The organism is Actinoallomurus purpureus (genome assembly GCF_024055795.1).
Taxonomy (GTDB): domain Bacteria; phylum Actinomycetota; class Actinomycetes; order Streptosporangiales; family Streptosporangiaceae; genus Actinoallomurus; species Actinoallomurus purpureus.
The window spans coordinates 255,621-275,631 of sequence record NZ_JAMXMY010000006.1 but is presented as its reverse complement, the minus strand read 5'-3'; the positions used below and the strand labels follow the sequence as shown (position 1 = coordinate 275,631).

Below are 20,011 nucleotides of genomic sequence, written 5' to 3'. Positions count from 1 at the left end.
CCGCGGGCCGTCCGGAGGGGAAACCAGTGCCCACCACGTTCCCGTACGCCTGCCATACCAGAACACTAAGCCGGGAAAGCGCCGCCTCAGCACCGTAACGGGATCGGGCATCGCGCTCACGCCCCGGGTCCCGCGTCGCGTCGGTTGAGGTACTCGGTGATCTCAGCCGCCGCTCCGGCCGGATCGTTCACCGCGCGATGGACCCGGTCATCCAGCCGCCATACGAAGAACTCGCCGGTCGGATCGATCTCGATCCACAGCTTCCGCTCGACCAGAGCGCCCCGTACGGACAACGCCGGCCGCGCATCGCTCAAGCCGACCTTGACCCCGAGCTTGATCAGTTCCTGGCACAGCGCCACCAGCGTCTGAAGCTTCCGATCAGATGTCGATCCGCTCATACGGCACTCCTTCGTTCATGGGGAGACGATCGAAGTTCCATCTCGGAGGTTCGCGGATCGCAGGGGGTAAACCAATCTCATGGGATTAACCAGGCGTTGGATATAGGCTTCTCGTCATCGGTCACGCGACGTTATTGCCGCGCGTTTTGAGGAGATGGCTCCGTATGTCCGGGTCCGCGTTCGAGCCGATCAAGCTGCCGGATCAGCTCTGGCGGGACAAGGCGACAGTCGCCATGCTTCGCACTCGTGACATCGGCAGCCTCTTCCATCTCGCGAAGAAGTACGCCGGCGCCAGCCAGAACCGCATCGCCGCCGCAACCGGAGTGCCCCAGGGTCGGGTCAACGCTATGATGAGAAGAACCGGCGGACCGGTCCTCCAACTGGAGGTCTTCGAGCGCATCGCAGACGGTCTTAACATGCCCGATCACGCCCGCGTCCATCTTGGCCTCGCTCCCCGCAGCACTTTCCAGGAATCGCCTCAGGGGCGGCAAGATGAAGGAAGGATGCGGGTAGCGTCACTCCTTCCTGTTGTCGAGGGTACGGACATCGCCGCTGGCCTACGAGGAATCCTCAGAGCCCATGTTCGCGCAGAGGCCGGTATAGGCTCGCTCCTACTCTTGCCTGCCGCGGAAGCTCAAATACCTATCGTTGAGTTCCTATGTCGGACGGCAAGGGGGCCTGATCGTAGGCAGGTGCTGGACTTCGGCAGTGAATTCCTCGAATTCTGCGGATGGCTTCACCAAGATTCCGGCTCGTTCGAGAAAGCCATGTACTGGACCACCAGGGCACTGGATTACGCCTTGGAGCTCGGTGATCCACGGGTGACCTCCTATATCCTGATGCGCAAGAGCGATATCGCCGTCGAAGCGGGCGATCCCGGCCACGCGCTAAGCCTCGCTGACACTGCACTCAAGAACGTCGGCGACCTGACTCCTCGCCTGAAAGCCGTGACTCTTCGGTCGCGGGCGAAGGCCCATGCGATGCTCGGAGAGCAGAGCAAGTTCCAGGCCGACTCCGAGGAGGCCCTCGCCCAAGCCATGGAGGGCTCGAACAGTCACGAACAGGATCGCGCCGACTACTGCTCACCGGCGTTCATCCGGATGGAGGTAGGGGCTTCGCTCGTCGCATTAGGGCAGGCGGCCGCCGCAATCCCCGTCTTCGAGCGAAGCAGAGTCCACTTGCAGGGCTCAACTCAAACCCGAGATCGGGCCCTCTGCCTCGCCAGGCTGGCCACTGCTTATGCCACCGCCGACGAGCCGGAAGAGGCGCGCCACGTCACGTCCGAGGTGGTGCCACTCGCTCAGTCCCTTGGGTCGACCAGACTGCTGGCTCAACTCAAGCGCCTACATGATCATTTGACCCGATGGTCTCGGAATCCTGCGACGGCAGAATTGCTCGCAACGCTGGATCTCTTGATCGACTGATCCTCTCCCCCGTACCGCAGCCAGAGGAAGCCACCTGATGGACCTACTGTCAACGGCAACGACTGCCGAAGAGCAAGCCCGAAACGCACACATAGCGGTCCTGCCGGTCGGAAGTTTCGAACAGCACGGTGACTATCTGCCACTGATCACCGACACCGTCATAGCAGGCGCGATTTCGCGGAGGCTGGCGGACGCCTATGGGCTCCTCCTACTCCCACCTGTGACCATCTCATGTTCACACGAACACAGTGCATGGCCAGGGACGACCAGCATCTCGGCGCGGACTCTCCACGCCATCGTCACTGACGTCTACGACTCGGTCATCAGATCGGGTCTCTCCGCTCTCATCGTCGTGAACGGCCACGGCGGAAACTACGTACTCGGCAATGTCGTTCAGGAGGCCAACTCACAAGGACGCCGGATGGCCCTTTTCCCTCAGCATGCCGACTGGGACGACGCACGTGTAGCCGGTCGACTCACCACCACAACGAGTGAGGATATGCATGCGGGAGAGATCGAGACTTCCATCCTGCTACACGTCGCTCCGGATCTCGTGCGGGACGGCTACGAGTCCGCCGACTGCATCGCAAACGATCGCCGTCATTTGCTGATGACAGGCATGCAGGCCTACACCGAGAGTGGCGTGATCGGTCGACCTTCACTCGGCACCGCCGACAAGGGCAAGGCCGTCCTCGACTCCCTTGTGAGTGGCTTCGCCTCGGTGCTAAGCCTGTTGGACGACTCGCAGGGGCAAGATCAAGGAGTGCGCCGACCGCGGCAACACCACTGACCGCTCTCCCGGAGATCCACAAGGGGATCGTCAGCGATCGGCCGGCGGCGCGTCCTTCTCGGCGGCCGTACGGGTGGCCGGGCCAGCGGGCTTGGCTTCCTCGTCCCCTGCCGGGGAACGGCCGTCCTGGGTGCTCTCAGCGGCCTTCACGGCACCGTCCGGAGCCGCGTCCGCGCCCTCGTCGGTCGGGGTCTCTGCCGGCTCGGGGGCCGGGTCGTCCTCGTCGCTGAGGAGGACGCCGCAGACCTCGCGGAGGCGCTCCTCGGAGATGGCACCCGCGCGCAGCAGGCGGGGCACCGCGCCCGTCAGGTCGACGATCGACGACGGCATGCCGTCGCCGCTCGGTCCGTTGTCCAGGTAGACCGCCACCGAGTCGCCGAGCTGGGTCTCCGCCTCCTCGGCCGTACGCGCCGGGGCGGCGCCCGACCGGTTGGCGCTGCTGACCGCCATCGGGCCGGTCTCCTTCAGCAGCTCCAAGGCCAGCTGGTGCAGCGGCATCCGGATCGCGACGGTGCCCTTGGTCTCGCCGAGGTCCCACGCGAGGGTCGTGTTGGCGCGGCACACGATCGTCAGCGCGCCGGGCCAGAACTCGTCGATGAGGTCCTGGCCGTACGTGCCGAGGTCGTCGACCAGCGCCTGCGCGGCGCGCACCGACCCGACCAGCACGGGGGCCGGCATGTCGCGGCCTCGACCCTTGGCGTCGAGCAGGCCCGTCACCGCCGACGGCGTGAACGCGTCGGCGCCGATCCCGTACACCGTGTCGGTGGGCAGCACCACCAGCTCACCACGGCGGATCACCGAGACGGCGTCCGCGATCCCTTTCGTCCGCTCCAGCGGGTCCGAGCAGTCGTATCGTCGGCTCACGATCGCCATTCTTCCACTGCGGCGCACGCGCCCGGACAAGGATCGCCCCGGAGCAGGCCGATCGGCCAGGGTCAGACGGCCCCGATCAGCAACTCAGTCGGTGCCGAGGCGGGCGGTGACGAAGCGGTCGCGGCCGGTGAGGTCCTTGTGGTTGCGGACGTCGCGCCAGCCGTTCTCCTCGGAGAAGATCCAGTAGACCGGGTGGCCCTGGAGGTCGCTGTGCTCGACCGCGCTCCAGCCGCCTGGGCGCAGCAGTCGCCGGGCGGTGTGCTCGACGGCGCGCATGGCGTCGAGGCCGTCGTCTCCCCCACCCCACAGGGCCGCCGCCGGGTCGAAGTCGCGGACGTCCCCGGGGACGTACTCCCACTCCGACATCGGGATGTACGGCGGGTTGCTCACGACCAGGTCGACGGTGCCGTCCAGCTCACGGAGCGCGTCGGCGAAGTCGCCGAGGTGGAGCTGGACGCGGCCGCGCTCGTCGAGCTCCTCGACGTTGCGGGCGGCGTGGACGTACGCCTTGGGGTCCTTCTCGACCGCGTGCACCCGTGCGCGCGGCACCTCCTGGGCGATGGACAGCGCGATCGCGCCCGAGCCGGTGCCGAGGTCGACGACGAGGGGATCGCCGACGTCCATCTTGTGGAGCGTGTCGATGGCCCAGCCCGCCATCACCTCGGTCTCGGGACGGGGGACGAAGACGCCCGGCCCGACCTTCAGCTCGAGGTAGCGGAAGAACGCCCGCCCGGTGATGTGCTGGAGGGGCTCACCCGCCTCACGCCGCGCGATGCCCGCCCAGAACCGGGCGTCGAAGGAGGCATCGGGCACGGTGTGCAGCTCGGCGCGCTTGACGCCGTGCACGAATGCCGCGAGCTCCTCGGCGTCGGCGCGCGGGGACGGGACTCCCGCGGCGGCCAGGCGGGCCGTCGCGCGGGCGATCTCGTCGGAGAGCAGGTGGGTCATGTGGCTTCGGCGAGTCTTTGCTCCATGTCGGCGTCGACGAGCGCCTGCGTGACATTGTGCAGGTCCCCGTCAAGTACCTGGTCGAGGTTATATGCCTTGTAGCCCACGCGGTGGTCGGAGATGCGATTCTCCGGAAAGTTGTAGGTGCGAACCCGCTCAGAACGGTCGACCGTGCGCACCTGGCTCTTCCGCTCGGCCGACGCGGCGGCCTCGGCCTCCTCCTGGGCGGCGGCCAGCATCCGGGCGCGCAGGATGCGCATCGCCTGTTCCTTGTTCTGGAGCTGGCTCTTCTCGTTCTGGCAGGAGACGACGATGCCGGTGGGCACGTGGGTGATCCGGACGGCGGAGTCGGTCGTGTTCACGCTCTGGCCGCCGGGGCCGCTCGATCGGAAGACGTCGATGCGCAGGTCGTTCGGGTCGATCTGGACGTCGATGTCCTCGGCCTCGGGCATGACGAACACGCCGGCCGCGCTCGTGTGGATGCGCCCCTGCGACTCTGTGGCGGGGACCCGCTGGACGCGGTGCACGCCGCCCTCGTATTTCAGGCGCGCCCAGACGCCATCCTCGGACCCGCGGGACTTCACGGCGACCGTGACGTCCTTGTACCCGCCGAGGTCGGAGTGCTGGGCATCGATGACCTCGGTCTTCCACCCGGCGCGCTCGGCGTACCGCAGGTACATCCGCAGCAGGTCGCCGGCGAACAGCGCGGACTCCTCGCCGCCCTCCCCGGCCTTGATCTGGAGGATGGCGTCCTTGTCGTCGTTGGGGTCGCGGGGCACGAGCAGCCGCCGCAGCGTCTCCTCGAGCTCGCTGATGCGCTTGTCGAGGTCGGCCGCCTCCTCCGCGAAGGCGGGGTCCTCATCGGCCAGTTCGCGCGCGGCGGCGGCGTCGCCCTGGGCGGCCCGCAGGTCGCGGGCGGTCTCGACGATCGGCCGCAGCTCGGCGTAGCGCTTGCCCAGCCGGCGCGCCACGGCCTGGTCGGCGTGCACCGACGGATCGGAGAGCCGCTTTTCGATGTCGGCGTATTCGCCGACCAGATCGTCGAGATTCACGTCAGGGTCCTCGGGTTGGCTCGGTCGTGAACAGCCGGAACGCCGGCCGGAGGGGCGTGCCTCCGGCCGGCGTGGCGGTACGACCTACTTCTTGCCGCCCGCGGCCTTCTTGCCGAAACGCTTCTCGAAGCGCGCCACGCGACCGCCGGTGTCGAGGATCTTCTGCTTGCCCGTGTAGAACGGGTGGCAGCTCGAGCACACGTCGGCGTGGATCGCGCCGTTCTGCGCAGTGCTGCGGGTCTGGAAGGTGCTCCCGCACGTGCACGTCACCGTGGTGACGACGTATTCGGGGTGGATATCAGGCTTCACGACTTCTCCTCGCTTCTGGCGGTCGCCGGGTCATCCCAGAGGGAATTCGGGGATGTGAACCGGTACCACAGCGCGTACCAGTGTGCCAGAGATGACAACATGCCGAGGCCACCGGGCATTCCCCGGCCCGGCGGGTCACCGCAGGGGCTCGCCGACGGCCTGCAGGTGGCCGAGTGCGTGGGCGTAGGACTCGATGAGGCCCTCCTCGGCGTACGGGAGGCCGAGCCGCTCGCAGTGCGCCCGTACGAGGGGCTGCGCGCGGCGCAGGTTCGGGCGCGGCATGCCGGGGAAGAGGTGATGCTCGATCTGGTAGTTCAGCCCGCCCAGGAACCAGTCGGTGAGGAGGCCGCCGCGGACGTTCCGGGAGGTGAGGACCTGCTTGCGGAGGTGGTCCCACCGATCGTCCGGGCCGGGCATCGGCATGCCCTTGTGGTTCGGGGCGAACGCGGAGCCGAGGTGGACGCCGAGCAGCGCCTGGTGCACGAAGATGAAGGCGACCGCCTTGCCCGGGGACATGACGCTGAAGACCAGGCCGAGGTAGCCGGCGACGTGCACGGCCAGCAGGACCGCCTCGACGAGCGCGATGCGGCGCTGCCGGGCCCCGCACCGGCCGCGCGTCGCCGCGATGACCGACTGCACGCTGGAGACCTTGAGGTTGAACCCCTCCAGGAGGAGCAGCGGGAAGAACATCCGGCCCTGGTTCCGCGTCAGCCACCGGATGAGGGCGCCCTGGCGGTCCGCGGCCTGCTCGGCCGTCCAGACGAGGACCCCGACGCCGACGTCCGGGTCCTTGTCCACGTGGTTCGGGTTGGCGTGGTGCCGGTTGTGCTTGTCGGTCCACCAGCCGTAGCTCAGGCCGACCGAAAGGTTGCCGATCAGCAGCCCCATGAGCCGGTTCACGCGGCGGGTCCCGGCGATCTGCCCGTGCCCGGCGTCGTGACCGACGAAGTACAGCCGGGTGGTCAGGATCGCCGCGGGCACGGCCACCGCGAGCTGCCACCACGAATCGCCGACGAAGGCGACCAGGGCGAACACGGCGCCGTACAGCACCACGTCGAGCCCCATGGTGCCGGCGTAGCGCCGGGTGCGCCGCTCCAGCAGACCGGCGGCGCGCACCTCCCGGATCAGCGGCGCGAAGTCGCCTTTGGGCAGCGTGACGGTCTCGGGCATGCGGGATTCTCCTCGCGGTCGTCGGGATCCGTACTGACTGTCGCGAAACGCTACGGACCTGCCGACGACGCTCCCAGCCGGTGAGCACCCTAGGGGCCCGGAGGTATGCCCCAAGTAAAGAGTGGTGGTGGCACCACCATCGTCTGCCTCCCACACCCCGTGACCCGAGCGCCCGCCTCCGGCACGCTCGGTGGTGAATGATTGGCCTTGATCGGGAGGAACTATGAAGATAGGTGCCGCACTGCTCGCGGCCGTTCGCGGCCTCGCGCTGGCACTCTCCGCCATGCTCGGGTCGCTCGTGCTGTTCATCTTCTTCGTGGTGTCGTTCGCGCTGTCGATCATCGGCCTGGGCGTCTTCCTCGTGCCCCTCGTCACGAGCGCCATCCGGGGCTACACGAACGTGCGGCGGCGGCTGGCGCACCAGTGGTTCGGTGTGGAGATCAAGGAACCGTACAAGCCCACCCCGCGTTTCCGCGGCGGCCTGATCGGCATCGTGGAGCGCTACCGCTGGATCGTGACCGACCCGGCGACCTGGCGGGACCTGCTGTGGCTGATCGTGGACCCGACGGCGGGCTTCGTCCTGGCGATCTTGGCGTTCACCCTCCCGATGTACGGCCCGTACGGCTGGGTGCTCGCCGCCGGTGTGTGGAAGCCGATCTACAACTCGGGCGGCGGCGACTGGTACACCTTCGTCCACATCGTCAGTCAGGACGCGGCCGACAAGGCGGGGCTCCTCGGCATCGTCTACTCGGTGCTCGGCCTCTGGCTGGCTCCGAAACTGATGCGGGCCAACTCGAGCCTCGCACGCGGACTGCTCGCCCCGACGCGGGAGCGGGAACTGGCACTGCGCGTCGCCCACCTGACCGAGTCCCGCTCCGACGCCCTGGACACCCAGGCCGCCGAGCTGCGGCGGATCGAGCGCGACCTGCACGACGGCGCGCAGGCCCGGCTGGTCGCCATGGGCATGAGCCTCGGCACCATCGAGCACCTGATGACACGCGACCCGGAGAAGGCCCGGAAGCTGCTGGCGGAGGCGCGCGAGTCGTCCTCCAAGGCCCTCACCGAGCTGCGGGACCTCGTGCGCGGCATCCACCCGCCGGTGCTCGCCGAACGCGGCCTGGGCGACGCCGTACGCGCGCTGGCCATGGCGAGCCCCCTGAACACCGAGGTCGCCGTGGACCTCCCCGGCCGCCTCGAGGCCCCCGTCGAGTCCGCGGCCTATTTCGCGGTGTCGGAGGTGCTGACCAACGCCGCCAAGCACTCCGGTGCGGATCGTGTCTGGCTCGACCTCCGCTACGAAGGCGACCGGCTGCGAATCATGGTCACCGACGACGGCCGGGGCGGTGCGGACCTGGGCCACGGCACGGGACTGCGCGGAATCGAGCGGCGGCTCGGTACATTCGACGGTGTCCTCGCCCTGAGCAGCCCCATGGGCGGCCCGACGATCGTGACGATGGAGTTGCCGTGCGTCCTGTCCTCCCCTCGCAGCCGCCCTTCCTGAGGGAGATGTGATGCGCGTCGTCCTCGCGGAGGACCTGTTCCTGCTGCGTGACGGGCTCATCCGGCTGCTGGAGGCGTACGGCTTCGAGATCGCCGCGGCCGTCGACAACGGTCCCGAGCTGACCCGGGCGCTGCTGTCGGTCAAGCCCGACGTGGCCGTCGTCGACGTGCGCCTGCCGCCGACCTTCACCGACGAGGGCCTGCAGGCGGCGCTGCACGCCCGGCGGGAGATCCCTGGCCTGCCCGTGCTGGTGCTGTCCCAACACGTCGAGCAGCTGTACGCCCGGGAGCTCCTCGCCGACGGCAGCGGCGCCATCGGTTACCTGCTGAAGGACCGGGTCTTCGACGCGGACCAGTTCGTCGACGCCGTACGGCGCGTGGCGGGCGGCGGGACCGCGATGGATCCGCAGGTGATCTCCCAGCTGCTGGCGCGCAACTCCCGCAACGAACCGCTCGGCGGGCTGACACCCCGCGAGCGCGAGGTGCTGGAACTCATGGCCGAGGGGCGGTCCAACGTCGCGATCGCCCAGCGGCTCGTCGTCACCGAACGCGCCATCGCCAAGCACACGTCCAACATCTTCGCGAAGCTCGACCTGCCGCCGTCGGACGACGACAACCGCCGCGTCCTCGCCGTGCTGGCCTTCCTCGACGGCTCTTAGCTCTGGCCTAGGTAGGCGAGCACGGCCTTCACGCGGCGGTGGGTGCTGTCGGCGTGCTGCAGGTCCAGCTTGGCGAAGATGTTGGAGATGTGCTTCTCCACCGCGCCGTCGGTGACGTAGAGCTTGCGGGCCACGGCGGCGTTCGACAGGCCCTCCGCCATCAGGCCGAGCACCTCCCGCTCGCGCGGCGTGAGCGCCTCCAGCCGGTCGCCGCGGCGCCGCCGGCCCAGCAGCTGGGCGATCACCTCCGGGTCGATGACCGTGCCGCCGTCGGCGACCCGGCGTACGGCGGCGGTGAACTCCGCGACGTCGGCGACCCGCTCCTTCAGGAGGTATCCGACGCCTTCCGCGCCGGCCCCGATCAGGTCGGTGGCGTAGCGCTCCTCGACGTACTGGGAGAAGACCAGGATCGGCGTGCCCGGAACCCGGCGCCGGGCCTCCAGCGCGGCCCGCAGGCCCTCGTCGGTGAAGGAGGGCGGCATCCGGACGTCGACGATGGCCAGGTCCGGGCGGTGCTCCTCGACGATCGTGATCAGCCCGGGACCGTCACCCGACGTGGCGACCGTCTCGATGTCCTCGTCGGCGAGTAGGCGGATGAGCCCCTCGCGCAGCATTACGGCGTCTTCCGCGATCACCACCCGCACGGAGATCAGCGTAGAGGAAACTCACCAGACGCAGGGAAGATCCGCACGGATCACGGTCGGCCCCCCGACGGGGCTGTTCACCGTCAGGATGCCGTCGATGCCGGCCGCGCGGTCCGCGAGACCGGCCAGCCCGCCGCCGGGGGTGGCCTCGGCCCCGCCGACGCCGTTGTCGGCGACCTCGACGACGACCCAGTTCTGGTCCCGGGTGATCTGCACGGAGGCCTGCGTCGCCCGGGCGTACTTCGCCGCGTTGGTGAGCGCCTCGGAGACGATGAAGTACGCGATGCTCTCCACGGCGGCGGGCGGCCTGGTCGGCAGGTCGACCTCCACCTCGACGGGCAGGTGCGCCCGGGCCGCGACCGCGGAGATCGCCGCGTCCAGCCCCCGGTCGGTGAGGATCGCCGGGTAGATGCCGCGCGCGAGGTTGCGCAGCTCGACGATGGCCTCCTTGGCGCCCGCGTGGGCCTGCTGGAGCAGCTCCTGGGCGGCCACCGGGTCGGTCTCCAGCTTCGCCCGCGCACGGCCGAGGTCCATGGCGACGGCCAGCAGCTGCTGCTGGGCGCCGTCGTGCAGGTCGCGCTCGATCCGCCGGCGCTCGGCCTCCGCGGCGTCCACGCCGCGCGCCCGGCTCGCCTGCAGCTGCGCCGTACGGACTCGCAGCGCCTGCGTCTCGCTCGGCCCCAGGAGGTAGCGGCCGATCGCCCCGTGCGCCGCGCCGACGATGCGCACGGCGTACATCGCGAGGACGAAGACTCCCAGCCCCAGCGGCACCGCCGGCAGCGTGGTGATCGGGTCGTCCAGCCAGATCTCGTGGCCGCCGATCGTCACGTAGAGGTAGCCGCCGTGGTTCGTCATGATCCAGGCCGGCATCGTGACCAGCCACAACGCCGTCGACCACAGCGTGAGCGACAGCACGAACTCCGCCGTGCCGAGCGGGAACACCAGGATCAGGTAGAGCAGATCCTTCCAGGTGGCCGGGTCGGCGGCCATCGCCCTCCACTTGCGCAGCAGGTTGTTGCCGGGCGGGAGGGCGCGGTACGGGGCACGGAGCTCGACGCCGAAGGCCAGGTGCATGAGCCGTCGTTCCAGGATCGCGGCCCCCCGCCAGAGGATCATGGTGAGGGCGAAGCCGAGGACGCCCACCCAGATCACGATCGTCCCGACCGAGACCGACAGCAGCACGGCGAGGCCGATGAAGTAGGCCAGGCCAAGGGGGAAGTGGAGTAGAAGGTACGCGGCCGACCGCCAGGTCAGCGGGTCCTTCAACAGCCGTGTCGGGCCGTGTCTCCCGGAGGACGATGTGTCGACGGTGCCGTTCACCGGGGTCCCTTCTGCCGTATGGGCGTACGGGTCAAGCCTCCTGAACGGCGGAGCGTCCCACCATGGAGCATCCCAGCCTTCGGCGGGTAGGGCTATCCCTACCGGGCGCGGACACAACGACGCCCCGGAGACATGTCTCCGGGGCGTCGTCTACCGCTGGGTCAGTCGTTCAGCGTGGTCTTCTGCACCTGCAGGAGGAACTCGGCGTTCGACTTGGTCTCCTTCATCTTCTCGATGAGGAGCTCCAGCGCCTGCTGGGTGTCGAGCGCGTGCAGCACCCGGCGCAGCTGCCAGACGATCCGCAGCTCCTCCGGAGCCAGCAGGATCTCTTCCTTACGGGTGCTGGAGGCGTCGACGTCGATCGCCGGGAACACCCGCTTGTCGGCGAGCTCGCGGCGGAGGCGCACCTCCAGGTTGCCGGTGCCCTTGAACTCCTCGAAGATGACCTCGTCCATCCGCGAGCCGGTCTCGATCAGCGCGGTGGCCAGGATCGTCAGCGATCCGCCGTTCTCGATGTTGCGGGCGGCGCCGAAGAACCGCTTCGGCGGGTACAGCGCCGTGGAGTCCACACCACCGGACAGGATCCGGCCGCTGGCCGGGGCCGCCAGGTTGTAGGCGCGCCCGAGACGGGTGATCGAGTCGAGCAGCACGACGACGTCGTGGCCCAGCTCGACGAGCCGCTTGGCCCGCTCGATCGCCAGCTCGGCGACCATCGTGTGGTCCTCGGCGGGCCGGTCGAAGGTCGAGTGGATGACCTCGCCCTTCACCGACCGCTGCATGTCGGTGACCTCTTCCGGCCGCTCGTCGACGAGGACGACCATGAGGTGGCACTCGGGGTTGTTCTTGGTGATCGCGTTGGCGATCGCCTGCAGCACCATCGTCTTACCGGCCTTCGGCGGCGAGACGATCAGACCGCGCTGGCCCTTGCCGATCGGGCTGACCAGGTCGATGATCCGCGTGGTCAGCTGGTTCGGCTCGGTCTCCAGGCGGAGCCGATCCTGCGGGTACAGCGGGGTCAGTTTGGAGAAGTCGACGCGGCCCTTGGCCTGCTCCGGCTCCATGCCGTTGACGGTGTCGAGGCGCACGAGCGCGTTGAACTTCTCCCGGCGCTCGCCGTCGCGGGGCTGGCGCACCGCACCGGTGATCACGTCGCCCTTGCGCAGGCCGTTCTTGCGAACCTGGGCGAGGGAGACGTAGACGTCCTGCGGGCCCGGAAGGTAGCCGGTGGTCCGCACGAACGCGTAGTTGTCGCGGATGTCGAGGATGCCGGAGACCGGGATGAGGACGTCGTCCTCGCTGACCACGGGCTCGGGCTCGCCGAAACGCTCGCGCCCGCCACGGCCGCGGTTGCGCTCCCGGAACCGGCCGCGCCGACGCCGGCCGCTGGCGTCCTCGTCGTCGGAGTCGTTCTGCTGACGCTGGTTGGGACCGCGCTGGCCCTGGCCGCGGTCCTCGCCGCGCTGGCCGCGGTCGTCGTCACCGCGCTGCCGGCGGTTGTCCTCGCCGCGCTGGCCGCGGTTGTCGTCGCGCTGGCCGCGGTTGTCGTCGCGCTGGCCGCGGTTGTCCTCGCGCTGCCCGCGATTGTCGTCGCGCTGCCCACGGTTATCGTCGCGCTGGCCGCGGTTGTCGTTGCGGTTGCCGCGCTGGCGCTGACGCTGCTGGCCGCCCTCGCGGCCGGCGCTCTCACGCGCTCCGCTCTCGCCGGCGGTGGAGTCGGTGTCGACCTTGATCTCCTGCTGCTCCTGTGTCGGTGCCTCGTCGCGCTTGGCGGAGCGCTCGCGCTGCGGCTTCTGCGTCGTCGCGGCGGCCGAGGTGGTCGCCGCGACGGTGTCCTGCGCGACGGAGGGCTCGGCGTCGGTCTTGGCTTCAGTCTTGGTGGCGTCAGCCTTGGCGGAGGTCGCCGGCTCACCGCCTCCGGTGTTCTGCGCCTGCCGCTCTTGAATGGCGGCGATGAGCTGGCTCTTCCGCATTCCGCCCGTACCGCTGATCCCGAGGCTGGAGGCGAGTGCCTTCAGCTCGGGCAGCACCATCGCCGACAGGCCCGTGCCCGTACGGCGGCGCCGCGGAGCAGCCGTCGTCGCCTTCTCGGCGGGAACGGCTTCAGGAGCCGTGGTGACTGCTGAGTCCGAGAGGAGTTCGGTGGATTCGCTCACTAAGGGTCCTTCCCAGGGAGCGGGTGTGGCCGCCGTCGGCCAGGCAACCCGGTCGTGCGAACCGGCGGGGGCGCCGGATCAGTCGAGCTCTGCTGATCTCCATGTGATCGGCGAAGAGTTCTGGCCACATCCAGATGGTGGAGGCAGGTTCTCGCGAGAGATCCCCGATCCCGATACGTTCGAAGTTTTGATTGAACGCTGAACAACGAGCGGTTTCGTTGTCGGGGAAACACATCCGCGTCACGCGGCCGACGTCAGCCGAGGAGGCCGACGAGCCCACGCCCCCGTGCGGGGCATCTGGTGCGGCACTAAGCCTAACATCACCTGGGCACACTGCTATTCCCCGGAGACTCGCGTTTCCTGATCGATCGGCTGAACGCATGCGCCGTGGGGGTCAACGTTCAGCGGGTGTATGTGCCACGAAGTACCCACTTCCGAGCCGATCGAATCAACCTCGCCTGTGGAGACGAAGGCAAGGACGGTCGGCCCGGCCCCCGAGATCACCGCCGGCACCCCTCGCCCGCGCAGCCGGTCCACCAGCGCGGCCGACTCCGGCATGGCCGGAGCGCGGTACGCCTGGTGCAGGCGGTCCTCGGTGGCGTCCAGCAGCAGCTCGGGCCGGGCGGTGAGCGCGGCGACCAGGAGGGCGGCGCGCCCGGAGTTCGCCGCGGCGTCCGCGTGCGGAACGACGTCCGGCAGGAGGCCACGGGCGCGCTCGGTGGCGAGCCGGTGCTCGGGCACGAACGCCACGGGGCGTATGTCGGGGGCGACGTCCAGCCTCGTCATGCGGGGTCCGTCGCCGGTGTCCCACGCGATGGTCAGCCCGCCCGCCAGGCACGGCGCGACGTTGTCCGGGTGTCCCTCGAAGCCGGTGGCCAGGGCGAGGACGTCCGCGTCGGTGAAGCGCTCGCCCTCAGGGTGCAGGGCGCGGGCGGCGAGGATCCCGGTGACCGTCGCCGCCGAGGACGAGCCGAGCCCGCGCGCGTGCGGGATGCGGTTGACGCAGCGGATCCGCAGCCCGGGTGCGGGCGCCGCCCCGATGAGGGCGTACGCCTCCCGGAACGTCCGCACGATGAGGTGCTGTTCGCCCCGATTCGCGGTCTCCTCGCCCTCCCCCGTGACGTCGATCCACAGACCGGAGTCGGCGAGTTCGACCTCCACGTCGTCGTACAGGGTGACGGCCAGCCCCAGCGCGTCGAAGCCGGGGCCGAGGTTCGCGCTGGTCGCGGGCACCCGCACGTGGACGGCCACGGGCGGGGAGTGCCTCGCCGTCAAGCGAGTTCCAGTGCGGACGCGGCCGCGTGCGCGTCGACGGGCACCGTGATCGGCGCCGGCGCGCCCGAGATGGCCCAGTCGGGATCCTTGAGCCCGTTTCCGGTCACCGTGCAGACGACGCGCTCGCCCGGACGCACGAGACCCTCGTGACTGGCCTGCAGCAGCCCCGCGACGCTCGCCGCCGACGCGGGCTCGACGAACACGCCCTCCTCGCGGGCGAGCAGACGGTAGGCGGCCAGGATCTGCCGGTCGGTCACGGCCTCGATCGCTCCGCCGGACTCGTCGCGCGCCTTGAGCGCGAGGTCCCACGAGGCGGGGTTGCCGATACGGATCGCCGTCGCGATCGTCTGCGGTGCCGCGACCGGCTCCCCGCGGACGATCGGCGCGGCCCCGGCCGCCTGGAAGCCCAGCATGCGCGGGCGCGCGTCGGACTCCTTGTAGCCCATCCAGTACGCGCTGATGTTGCCGGCGTTGCCCACGGGCAGGCAGTGCACGTCCGGGGCCTCGCCGAGCGCGTCGATGATCTCGAAGGCCGCCGTCTTCTGGCCGTGCAGCCGGAACTTGTTCACCGAGTTGACGAGCGCCACGGGATAATCGGCGGCGAGCTTACGGGCGAGCTCCAGGCAGTCGTCGAAGTTGCCGTCGATCTGCAGCAGCTTCGCACCGTGCACCAGCGCCTGCGCGAGCTTGCCCATCGCGATCTTCCCGCGCGGCACGAGCACGGCGCACACCATCCCGGCCCGCACGGCGTACGCGGCCGCCGACGCGGAGGTGTTGCCGGTGGAGGCGCAGATGACCGCCTTGGCCCCCTCCTCGGCGGCCTTGCTGATCGCCATGGTCATGCCGCGGTCCTTGAACGACCCGGTCGGGTTGGCCCCTTCGACCTTGAGGTACACGTCGCAGCCGGTCAGCTGGGAGACCCGCGTCGCCGGCAGCAGAGGCGTGCCACCCTCCAGAAGGGTGACGACCGGCGTCCCGGCCGTCACGGGGAGCCGGTCGCGATACTCCTCGATGACGCCACGCCATGCCCTGCTCACGGATTCCTCCTGACCTGCGGTGTCGTTCAGCGAGTCTACGGCCCCGTGACCGTGTGTCTCACGTCGTTCCACATCGTGGACGACGCGGTGCGATTACCATCGTCTCTCGTGCACCCCCGAGCACGCGTCGCCGGCTACGCCACCGCCGCCGTCCTGGTCGTCGTGGGCACGCTCTGGGCGAACGGCGGCCTCGACTCCGCCGGCACCCCTGTCCGCGCCGGGCCGGGCAAGGAGATCGACCAGCACCTCTTCCATACGAGGCTCGTCGGCGCCCACGTCACCACCGTCAAGAAGTTCGGCGAGAACACGCGGATGCTGGTCGTGAACGCCTGGGTGACCAACCCGACCCGCGAGACGCTCGGGACGTACGGCACCGACGACAACGTCTTCGGGCACGGAGTGTTCCTCCACTGGCGATCGCAGGACGGTCCCCGCCCGGAGCCGATCGACGCCCAGGCCATCGCCGGGGACACCCTGTTCCGCTCCCTGCAGCCGCGCCTGCCGACCTATGTCGCGGTGCAGTACCGGCTGGCGGCCGCCACCCGCGTGCCGGACCACGTGACCGTGGCGCTGGCGGACTACGAGCGCACCGAGTCGGGCATCCTCGACCCGCGTGGCTACTGGGAGTGGAAGGCCCGCCGCCACGAGACCCGGTACGAGACGAACCCGCTGACGCACAAGTCGGGCCGGGTCACGCACATCATCCCCGTGCTCGTCGCCGACGTGACACTGCCGGTGCGGCGATGAGACGGATCGCGTCGATCGTGCTCGCCGTCGCCCTCGCCTGCGCGGCGGTGGCCCTGCAGGCCGCGCACTGGAGCTACACGCGGGCGTACGGGCCGTTCGTGAAGAGCGGGCGGATCGGCCGCACCGTCACCGAGCCGCTGTTCACCATCCGGGTCGACCAGGTCGACAGCGCACGGACGATCTCCATCCCCGGGACGGAGTACACCAAGGCACAGGAGATCCCAGCGAACGGCGTCTTCGTCGTCGTCCTGGCCACCATCGAGGCCCGCAGATCTCTCGTGTACGCCGGGCAGGCGCGGCTGCACACCCGGTACGGCGACTACTTCCCGACCGACAAGCTCGGCGGCGGAGGCGGACTCTCCAAGCCCCTCGTCACGCCGCTGAGCTACGTGCGCTTCCAGCCCGGCATGCCGCGCCGGGGCGCCTACGTCTTCGACGTGCCACGCGAGGCCGTCGCCGGCGCGCGGCTCTACGTCTCCGACCACGACGCCGAGGACGCGCCGTTCGGCTTCTACCGCGACGACCCGCGGCGGTTCGCCGACGAGGTCCACGTCGACCTCGGCCTCGACCCCGCCGAGGCCGCCCGGCTGACCCGGCCGCCGCCCATCGGGTATTCGGTCCCGGAGCCGTCATGAGGCGCGCCGCCCGGATCGTCGCCCTGCTCGCGCTCATGGGCGGGGCGATCTCCCTGCCGTTCCGCCCCGAGTGGGCGTACTACCGCAAGCACGTGCCCGCGACCCACACGCGTACGGTCGCGCCCGGCCGGTCGGCCGTCTTCCAGCAGATCCGCTGGACCCTGCTCCGCTACGGCAGGGCCGAACTGGGGCCCGGTGATCTACCGCCCGACCTGATCGGGTGGCCCGTTCGCCCCGGCGAGACGCTCGTGGTCGCCACGCTGCGGGCCGAACCGCTGACCAAGAAGCCGCGCGACTTCGAGATCGACTTCTCGCTGCGCGACCACGCCGGCCACAGCTGGAGCGCGGACGAGTGGCACACCACGATCATTCCCGGCGGCAAGGACCCCGCGTACGTGATGGGCCTGGTGCCCGAATGGGCGGTCGGCACGTTCGAACTGGTCATGCGTCACGAGCATCAGGATCTGTCTCCGGCGCTGGGCGGTCCGGAGCTGGTGTTCCGCCGCCGTTGACCCGGCGCATGACCAGGTCGAACGTCGCCGCCAGCAGGGCCAGCCGTAGGACCTCACCGACCATGCGGTGCCCGAACTCGATCGGCACCAGCACGAGGTTCCAGAACCGTACGGTGTGGTCGGTGCCGAACAGGGCGACGACGCCGCGCTGGAGCGGATCGAGCAGCAGGCCGATCGCCACGTAACAGAGGCAGAACCAGGCGAACACCGGCGCGCCCGCCCGATACGTCAGCCGCAGCGCGTGCACGACCGGCACGTACTTGTCCCGCAGGCTCCGGCTGGCCACCTCCGCCAGACGCCGGCGACGGCCCTCCAGACGGTCGGGAAGCCGCTCCAGAGGGGTACCGCGGATCGCCTCCCGGTGGTGCATCTCCAGCCCGTACACGATCGCGGCGATCGCCAGCCACACCAGCGGAAGGACGAGGGCGTCCTTGACCGGACCCGGCCGCGGCACGGGAAGGACATGGGTGAGCGCCTGCCAGAACACCCGGTCGGCGAGCCAGTTCCGGGCCGCGATCACGAGCTGCATGATCGAGTACAGCGTGTAGAGCGCGACGTTCACCTCGAGGAACGCGGTGAGCACGCCCATGGTGCGGCCGTGCTTCTCCTCGTACCGGCGTTCGCAGACCACCCGGAGCGCCCACGCCACCACGGCGACCAACAGGCAGACCGCGATCGGCAGGTCGAGGACGTTGCCGACGTTCATGACGTCGCCGGTGTTCACCCGCCGCTGGGCGTCCGCGCGCAGCACGTCGCGCAGATCCGTCGTGTAGAGGCTCCAGCCCAGGTAGACCAGGACGAAGGGGAACAGAGTCCGCCCGACCGCGGTGACGTACGGCTCGTCGGGATCCTTGATCACCGACAGGCCGCGGCCGAGCGTGAACATCATCCCGATCGTGACCACCAGCGAGGCCAGCACCGCCACGCTGAGCGGCAGCAGGACGACGGCCCGCCGAACGCCAGGATGACCGCCGCTTCCCAGATGCGAGATCCCCTGCAGCAGCAGGTAACGAATGATCGACCCGGCACTGAACCACATCGCCAGCGGGACGAAGAACCGCGCCGCGAGCCGGAGCGCCGACACCGGCAGCAGTACTGTGCCGAGCACTCCGTCACGCCGCCCGGCGGGCCGGCTCGGCCCTGCGGGTTCGGCGGGTTCGGCGGGTTCGGCGGCTGGTGCGGCGGATGCGGCCATCGCACCGCATGCTAACGCCCGTGTCAGCGCTTATCCGGGCCCATCGGCCGGTTCGCCCTTCTTAGAGCCCGCGCGGGCTCTTACTCGTCACCCTCGACGCGCATGACGCTGGCGACCTCGCGGACGATCTCCTGGTCGCGGAGGTTCTCCACGGTGGCCGACAGCGCGCCGTCGGGTGCCCGGTGGGTGACGATGACCAGCTGCGCCTCCTCGCCGTGGCCCTCCTGGCGGACCGCCTGGATCGAGACGCCGTGGTCGGCGAACACGTCGGCGACGCGAGCGAGCACGCCGGACCGGTCGGCCACGTCGAGGGCGACGTGGTAGCGCGTGACCGTGTCGGCCATGGGCAGCGCGGGCAGGTCCGCGTAGGTGGACTCGGCGGGTCCGCGGGTGCCGTTCACCCGGTTGCGGGCCACCGCGACCAGGTCGCCGAGCACCGCGCTCGCGGTCGGAGCACCGCCCGCGCCGGCACCGTAGAACATCAGCGAGCCGGCGGACTGCGCCTCCACGAACACCGCGTTGTACGCCTCGCGGACGCTCGCCAGCGGATGCGTGCGCGGGATCATCACCGGATGGACGCGGACCGACACGCCGCGGCCGTTCCGGTCGTCCTCGGACGGCACCCGCTCGCAGATCGCCAGGAGCTTGACGACACAGCCCATCGCGCGGGCGCTGGCCACGTCGGCGGAGGTGACCTCCGCGATGCCCTCCCGGTGCACGTCGGCGGCGGTGACCCGGGTGTGGAAGGCCAGCTGCGCGAGGATCGCCGCCTTGGCCGCCGCGTCGAAGCCCTCCACGTCGGCCGTCGGGTCCGCCTCGGCGTACCCGAGGGCCTGGGCCTCCTCCAGGGCGTCGGAGAAGCCGGCCCCCGAGGAGTCCATCTTGTCGAGGATGTAGTTGGTCGTGCCGTTGACGATGCCCATCACCCGATGCACGTGGTCACCGACCAGCGACTCGCGCAACGGACGCAACAGCGGGATCGCCCCCGCCACGGACGCCTCGTAGTAGATGTCGGCGCCGTGCTCGCGGGCCGCGCCGAAGAGCGTCGCGCTGTCCTCGGCGAGCAGGGCCTTGTTGGCCGTGACGACCGACTTGCCGGACTTCATCGCGTCCAGGAGCAGGCCGCGGGCGGGCTCGATGCCCCCGATCACCTCGATCACGATGTCGACGTCCGGGCGGGTCACCAGCCCGGTCGCGTCCGTCGTCAGCAGCTCCGGCGGCACGCCCTCGCGCCGCTTGTCCTTCCGGCGCACCGCGATGCCGACCAGCTCCAGCGGGGCGCCGACCCGTGCGGCGAGATCCTCCGCCTGCTCGTGCAGGAGGCGGACCACCTCGGTACCGACCACTCCACAGCCGAGCAGGGCGATCTT

The 20,011-nt window shown here is 69.9% G+C and carries 21 protein-coding genes; 7 read left to right on the top strand and 14 right to left on the bottom strand.

Annotation, left to right across the window (positions count from 1 at the left end):
* Window positions 1-116: 116 nt before the first annotated feature.
* Together NE236_RS14415 and NE236_RS14410 are read right to left on the bottom strand one after the other, a co-directional pair.
* Window positions 117-398, bottom strand: a complete 282-nt coding sequence (locus NE236_RS14415; protein ID WP_252842454.1) for a hypothetical protein — start codon at window positions 396-398, stop codon at window positions 117-119.
* Between the two features lie 131 nt (window positions 399-529).
* The gene (locus NE236_RS14410) at window positions 530-838 is read right to left on the bottom strand and encodes a hypothetical protein (RefSeq protein WP_252842453.1); all 309 of its coding nucleotides are present in this window, start codon (window positions 836-838) and stop codon (window positions 530-532) included.
* Here NE236_RS14410 and NE236_RS14405 point away from each other — a divergent pair.
* The gene (locus tag NE236_RS14405; RefSeq protein ID WP_504915078.1) at window positions 746-1,822 is read left to right on the top strand and encodes an NsdA family TPR-like regulatory protein; all 1,077 of its coding nucleotides are present in this window, start codon (window positions 746-748) and stop codon (window positions 1,820-1,822) included. The two genes, NE236_RS14410 and NE236_RS14405, sit on opposite strands and share 93 nt — an antisense overlap.
* Window positions 1,823-1,859: 37 nt before the next feature.
* Window positions 1,860-2,612, top strand: coding sequence for a creatininase family protein (locus tag NE236_RS14400; protein ID WP_252842451.1), 753 nt, complete (start codon window positions 1,860-1,862; stop codon window positions 2,610-2,612).
* A gap of 30 nt (window positions 2,613-2,642) precedes the next feature.
* On the opposite strand, the gene NE236_RS14395 is transcribed toward NE236_RS14400, so the two are convergent.
* The 5 genes from NE236_RS14395 to NE236_RS14375 all read right to left on the bottom strand — a co-directional run bounded on the left by NE236_RS14395 (window position 2,643) and on the right by NE236_RS14375 (window position 6,964).
* Window positions 2,643-3,476, bottom strand: coding sequence for an L-threonylcarbamoyladenylate synthase (locus tag NE236_RS14395; protein WP_252842450.1), 834 nt, complete (start codon window positions 3,474-3,476; stop codon window positions 2,643-2,645).
* 93 nt (window positions 3,477-3,569) lie between these two features.
* Window positions 3,570-4,433, bottom strand: coding sequence for a peptide chain release factor N(5)-glutamine methyltransferase (gene prmC / locus NE236_RS14390; protein ID WP_252842449.1), 864 nt, complete (start codon window positions 4,431-4,433; stop codon window positions 3,570-3,572).
* Complete coding sequence (gene prfA / locus NE236_RS14385) at window positions 4,430-5,485, bottom strand: peptide chain release factor 1 (protein ID WP_252842448.1); 1,056 nt, start codon at window positions 5,483-5,485, stop codon at window positions 4,430-4,432. Before prfA ends, prmC begins: the two co-directional genes overlap by 4 nt.
* An 84-nt stretch (window positions 5,486-5,569) precedes the next feature.
* A complete protein-coding gene (rpmE, locus tag NE236_RS14380; protein ID WP_252842447.1) occupies window positions 5,570-5,794 on the bottom strand; it encodes a 50S ribosomal protein L31 in 225 nt (74 codons plus the stop codon).
* 135 nt (window positions 5,795-5,929) lie between these two features.
* A complete protein-coding gene (locus NE236_RS14375) occupies window positions 5,930-6,964 on the bottom strand; it encodes a fatty acid desaturase family protein (RefSeq protein WP_252842446.1) in 1,035 nt (344 codons plus the stop codon).
* 223 nt (window positions 6,965-7,187) lie between these two features.
* Here NE236_RS14375 and NE236_RS14370 point away from each other — a divergent pair, with 223 nt between their 5' ends.
* Both NE236_RS14370 and NE236_RS14365 read left to right on the top strand, forming a co-directional pair.
* Window positions 7,188-8,465 (top strand): sensor histidine kinase, encoded by a 1,278-nt coding sequence (locus tag NE236_RS14370; protein ID WP_252842445.1) that lies wholly within the window; start codon window positions 7,188-7,190, stop codon window positions 8,463-8,465.
* A 10-nt stretch (window positions 8,466-8,475) separates the two neighbouring features.
* Entirely contained in the window at window positions 8,476-9,123 is a 648-nt protein-coding gene (locus NE236_RS14365) for a LuxR C-terminal-related transcriptional regulator (protein WP_252842444.1), read from the top strand.
* On the opposite strand, the gene NE236_RS14360 is transcribed toward NE236_RS14365, so the two are convergent.
* The 5 genes from NE236_RS14360 to thrC all read right to left on the bottom strand — a co-directional run bounded on the left by NE236_RS14360 (window position 9,120) and on the right by thrC (window position 15,552).
* Complete coding sequence (locus tag NE236_RS14360) at window positions 9,120-9,767, bottom strand: response regulator transcription factor (RefSeq protein WP_252842443.1); 648 nt, start codon at window positions 9,765-9,767, stop codon at window positions 9,120-9,122. The genes NE236_RS14365 and NE236_RS14360 overlap by 4 nt on opposite strands.
* A 21-nt stretch (window positions 9,768-9,788) precedes the next feature.
* A complete protein-coding gene (locus NE236_RS14355) occupies window positions 9,789-11,087 on the bottom strand; it encodes a sensor histidine kinase (protein WP_252842442.1) in 1,299 nt (432 codons plus the stop codon).
* A gap of 161 nt (window positions 11,088-11,248) precedes the next feature.
* On the bottom strand, window positions 11,249-13,240 hold the full coding sequence (gene rho / locus NE236_RS14350) for a transcription termination factor Rho (RefSeq protein WP_252842441.1): 1,992 nt from the start codon (window positions 13,238-13,240) through the stop codon (window positions 11,249-11,251).
* A 336-nt stretch (window positions 13,241-13,576) separates the two neighbouring features.
* Window positions 13,577-14,515 carry a homoserine kinase gene (thrB, locus tag NE236_RS14345; RefSeq protein ID WP_252842440.1) on the bottom strand — a complete coding sequence of 313 codons (939 nt, stop codon included), beginning with the start codon at window positions 14,513-14,515 and terminating at the stop codon, window positions 13,577-13,579.
* A complete protein-coding gene (thrC, locus tag NE236_RS14340; RefSeq protein WP_252842439.1) occupies window positions 14,512-15,552 on the bottom strand; it encodes a threonine synthase in 1,041 nt (346 codons plus the stop codon). Before thrC ends, thrB begins: the two co-directional genes overlap by 4 nt.
* Window positions 15,553-15,660: 108 nt before the next feature.
* On the opposite strand from thrC, the gene NE236_RS14335 reads away from it, so the two are divergent.
* The 3 genes from NE236_RS14335 to NE236_RS14325 are packed head-to-tail and all read left to right on the top strand — an operon-like array spanning window position 15,661 to window position 17,446.
* Window positions 15,661-16,299: a hypothetical protein gene (locus tag NE236_RS14335; protein WP_252842438.1), complete on the top strand. Its 639-nt coding sequence runs from the start codon at window positions 15,661-15,663 to the stop codon at window positions 16,297-16,299.
* Window positions 16,296-16,934, top strand: coding sequence for a hypothetical protein (locus NE236_RS14330; protein ID WP_252842437.1), 639 nt, complete (start codon window positions 16,296-16,298; stop codon window positions 16,932-16,934). Before NE236_RS14335 ends, NE236_RS14330 begins: the two co-directional genes overlap by 4 nt.
* On the top strand, window positions 16,931-17,446 hold the full coding sequence (locus NE236_RS14325; protein WP_252842436.1) for a hypothetical protein: 516 nt from the start codon (window positions 16,931-16,933) through the stop codon (window positions 17,444-17,446). The genes NE236_RS14330 and NE236_RS14325 overlap by 4 nt, the downstream gene beginning before the upstream one ends.
* Here NE236_RS14325 and NE236_RS14320 read toward each other — a convergent pair.
* Together NE236_RS14320 and NE236_RS14315 are read right to left on the bottom strand one after the other, a co-directional pair.
* Window positions 17,376-18,641 carry a hypothetical protein gene (locus NE236_RS14320; RefSeq protein ID WP_252842435.1) on the bottom strand — a complete coding sequence of 422 codons (1,266 nt, stop codon included), beginning with the start codon at window positions 18,639-18,641 and terminating at the stop codon, window positions 17,376-17,378. The two genes, NE236_RS14325 and NE236_RS14320, sit on opposite strands and share 71 nt — an antisense overlap.
* 80 nt (window positions 18,642-18,721) lie before the next feature.
* Entirely contained in the window at window positions 18,722-20,008 is a 1,287-nt protein-coding gene (locus NE236_RS14315; protein ID WP_372494344.1) for a homoserine dehydrogenase, read from the bottom strand.
* Window positions 20,009-20,011 lie beyond the last annotated feature (3 nt).

Excerpts from the sequence above, each read along its gene's own strand:
- NE236_RS14330 (WP_252842437.1), top strand. The coding sequence starts at position 16,296 with ATGAGACGGATCGCGTCGATCGTGCTCGCCGTCGCCCTCGCCTGCGCG.
- NE236_RS14365 (WP_252842444.1), top strand. The coding sequence starts at position 8,476 with ATGCGCGTCGTCCTCGCGGAGGACCTGTTCCTGCTGCGTGACGGGCTC.
- NE236_RS14375 (WP_252842446.1), bottom strand. The coding sequence starts at position 6,964 with ATGCCCGAGACCGTCACGCTGCCCAAAGGCGACTTCGCGCCGCTGATC.
- NE236_RS14400 (WP_252842451.1), top strand. The coding sequence starts at position 1,860 with ATGGACCTACTGTCAACGGCAACGACTGCCGAAGAGCAAGCCCGAAAC.
- prmC (WP_252842449.1), bottom strand. The coding sequence starts at position 4,433 with ATGACCCACCTGCTCTCCGACGAGATCGCCCGCGCGACGGCCCGCCTG.
- NE236_RS14405 (WP_504915078.1), top strand. The coding sequence starts at position 746 with ATGATGAGAAGAACCGGCGGACCGGTCCTCCAACTGGAGGTCTTCGAG.
- NE236_RS14410 (WP_252842453.1), bottom strand. The coding sequence starts at position 838 with ATGGACGCGGGCGTGATCGGGCATGTTAAGACCGTCTGCGATGCGCTC.
- NE236_RS14320 (WP_252842435.1), bottom strand. The coding sequence starts at position 18,641 with ATGGCCGCATCCGCCGCACCAGCCGCCGAACCCGCCGAACCCGCCGAA.
- NE236_RS14370 (WP_252842445.1), top strand. The coding sequence starts at position 7,188 with ATGAAGATAGGTGCCGCACTGCTCGCGGCCGTTCGCGGCCTCGCGCTG.
- NE236_RS14415 (WP_252842454.1), bottom strand. The coding sequence starts at position 398 with ATGAGCGGATCGACATCTGATCGGAAGCTTCAGACGCTGGTGGCGCTG.
- NE236_RS14325 (WP_252842436.1), top strand. The coding sequence starts at position 16,931 with ATGAGGCGCGCCGCCCGGATCGTCGCCCTGCTCGCGCTCATGGGCGGG.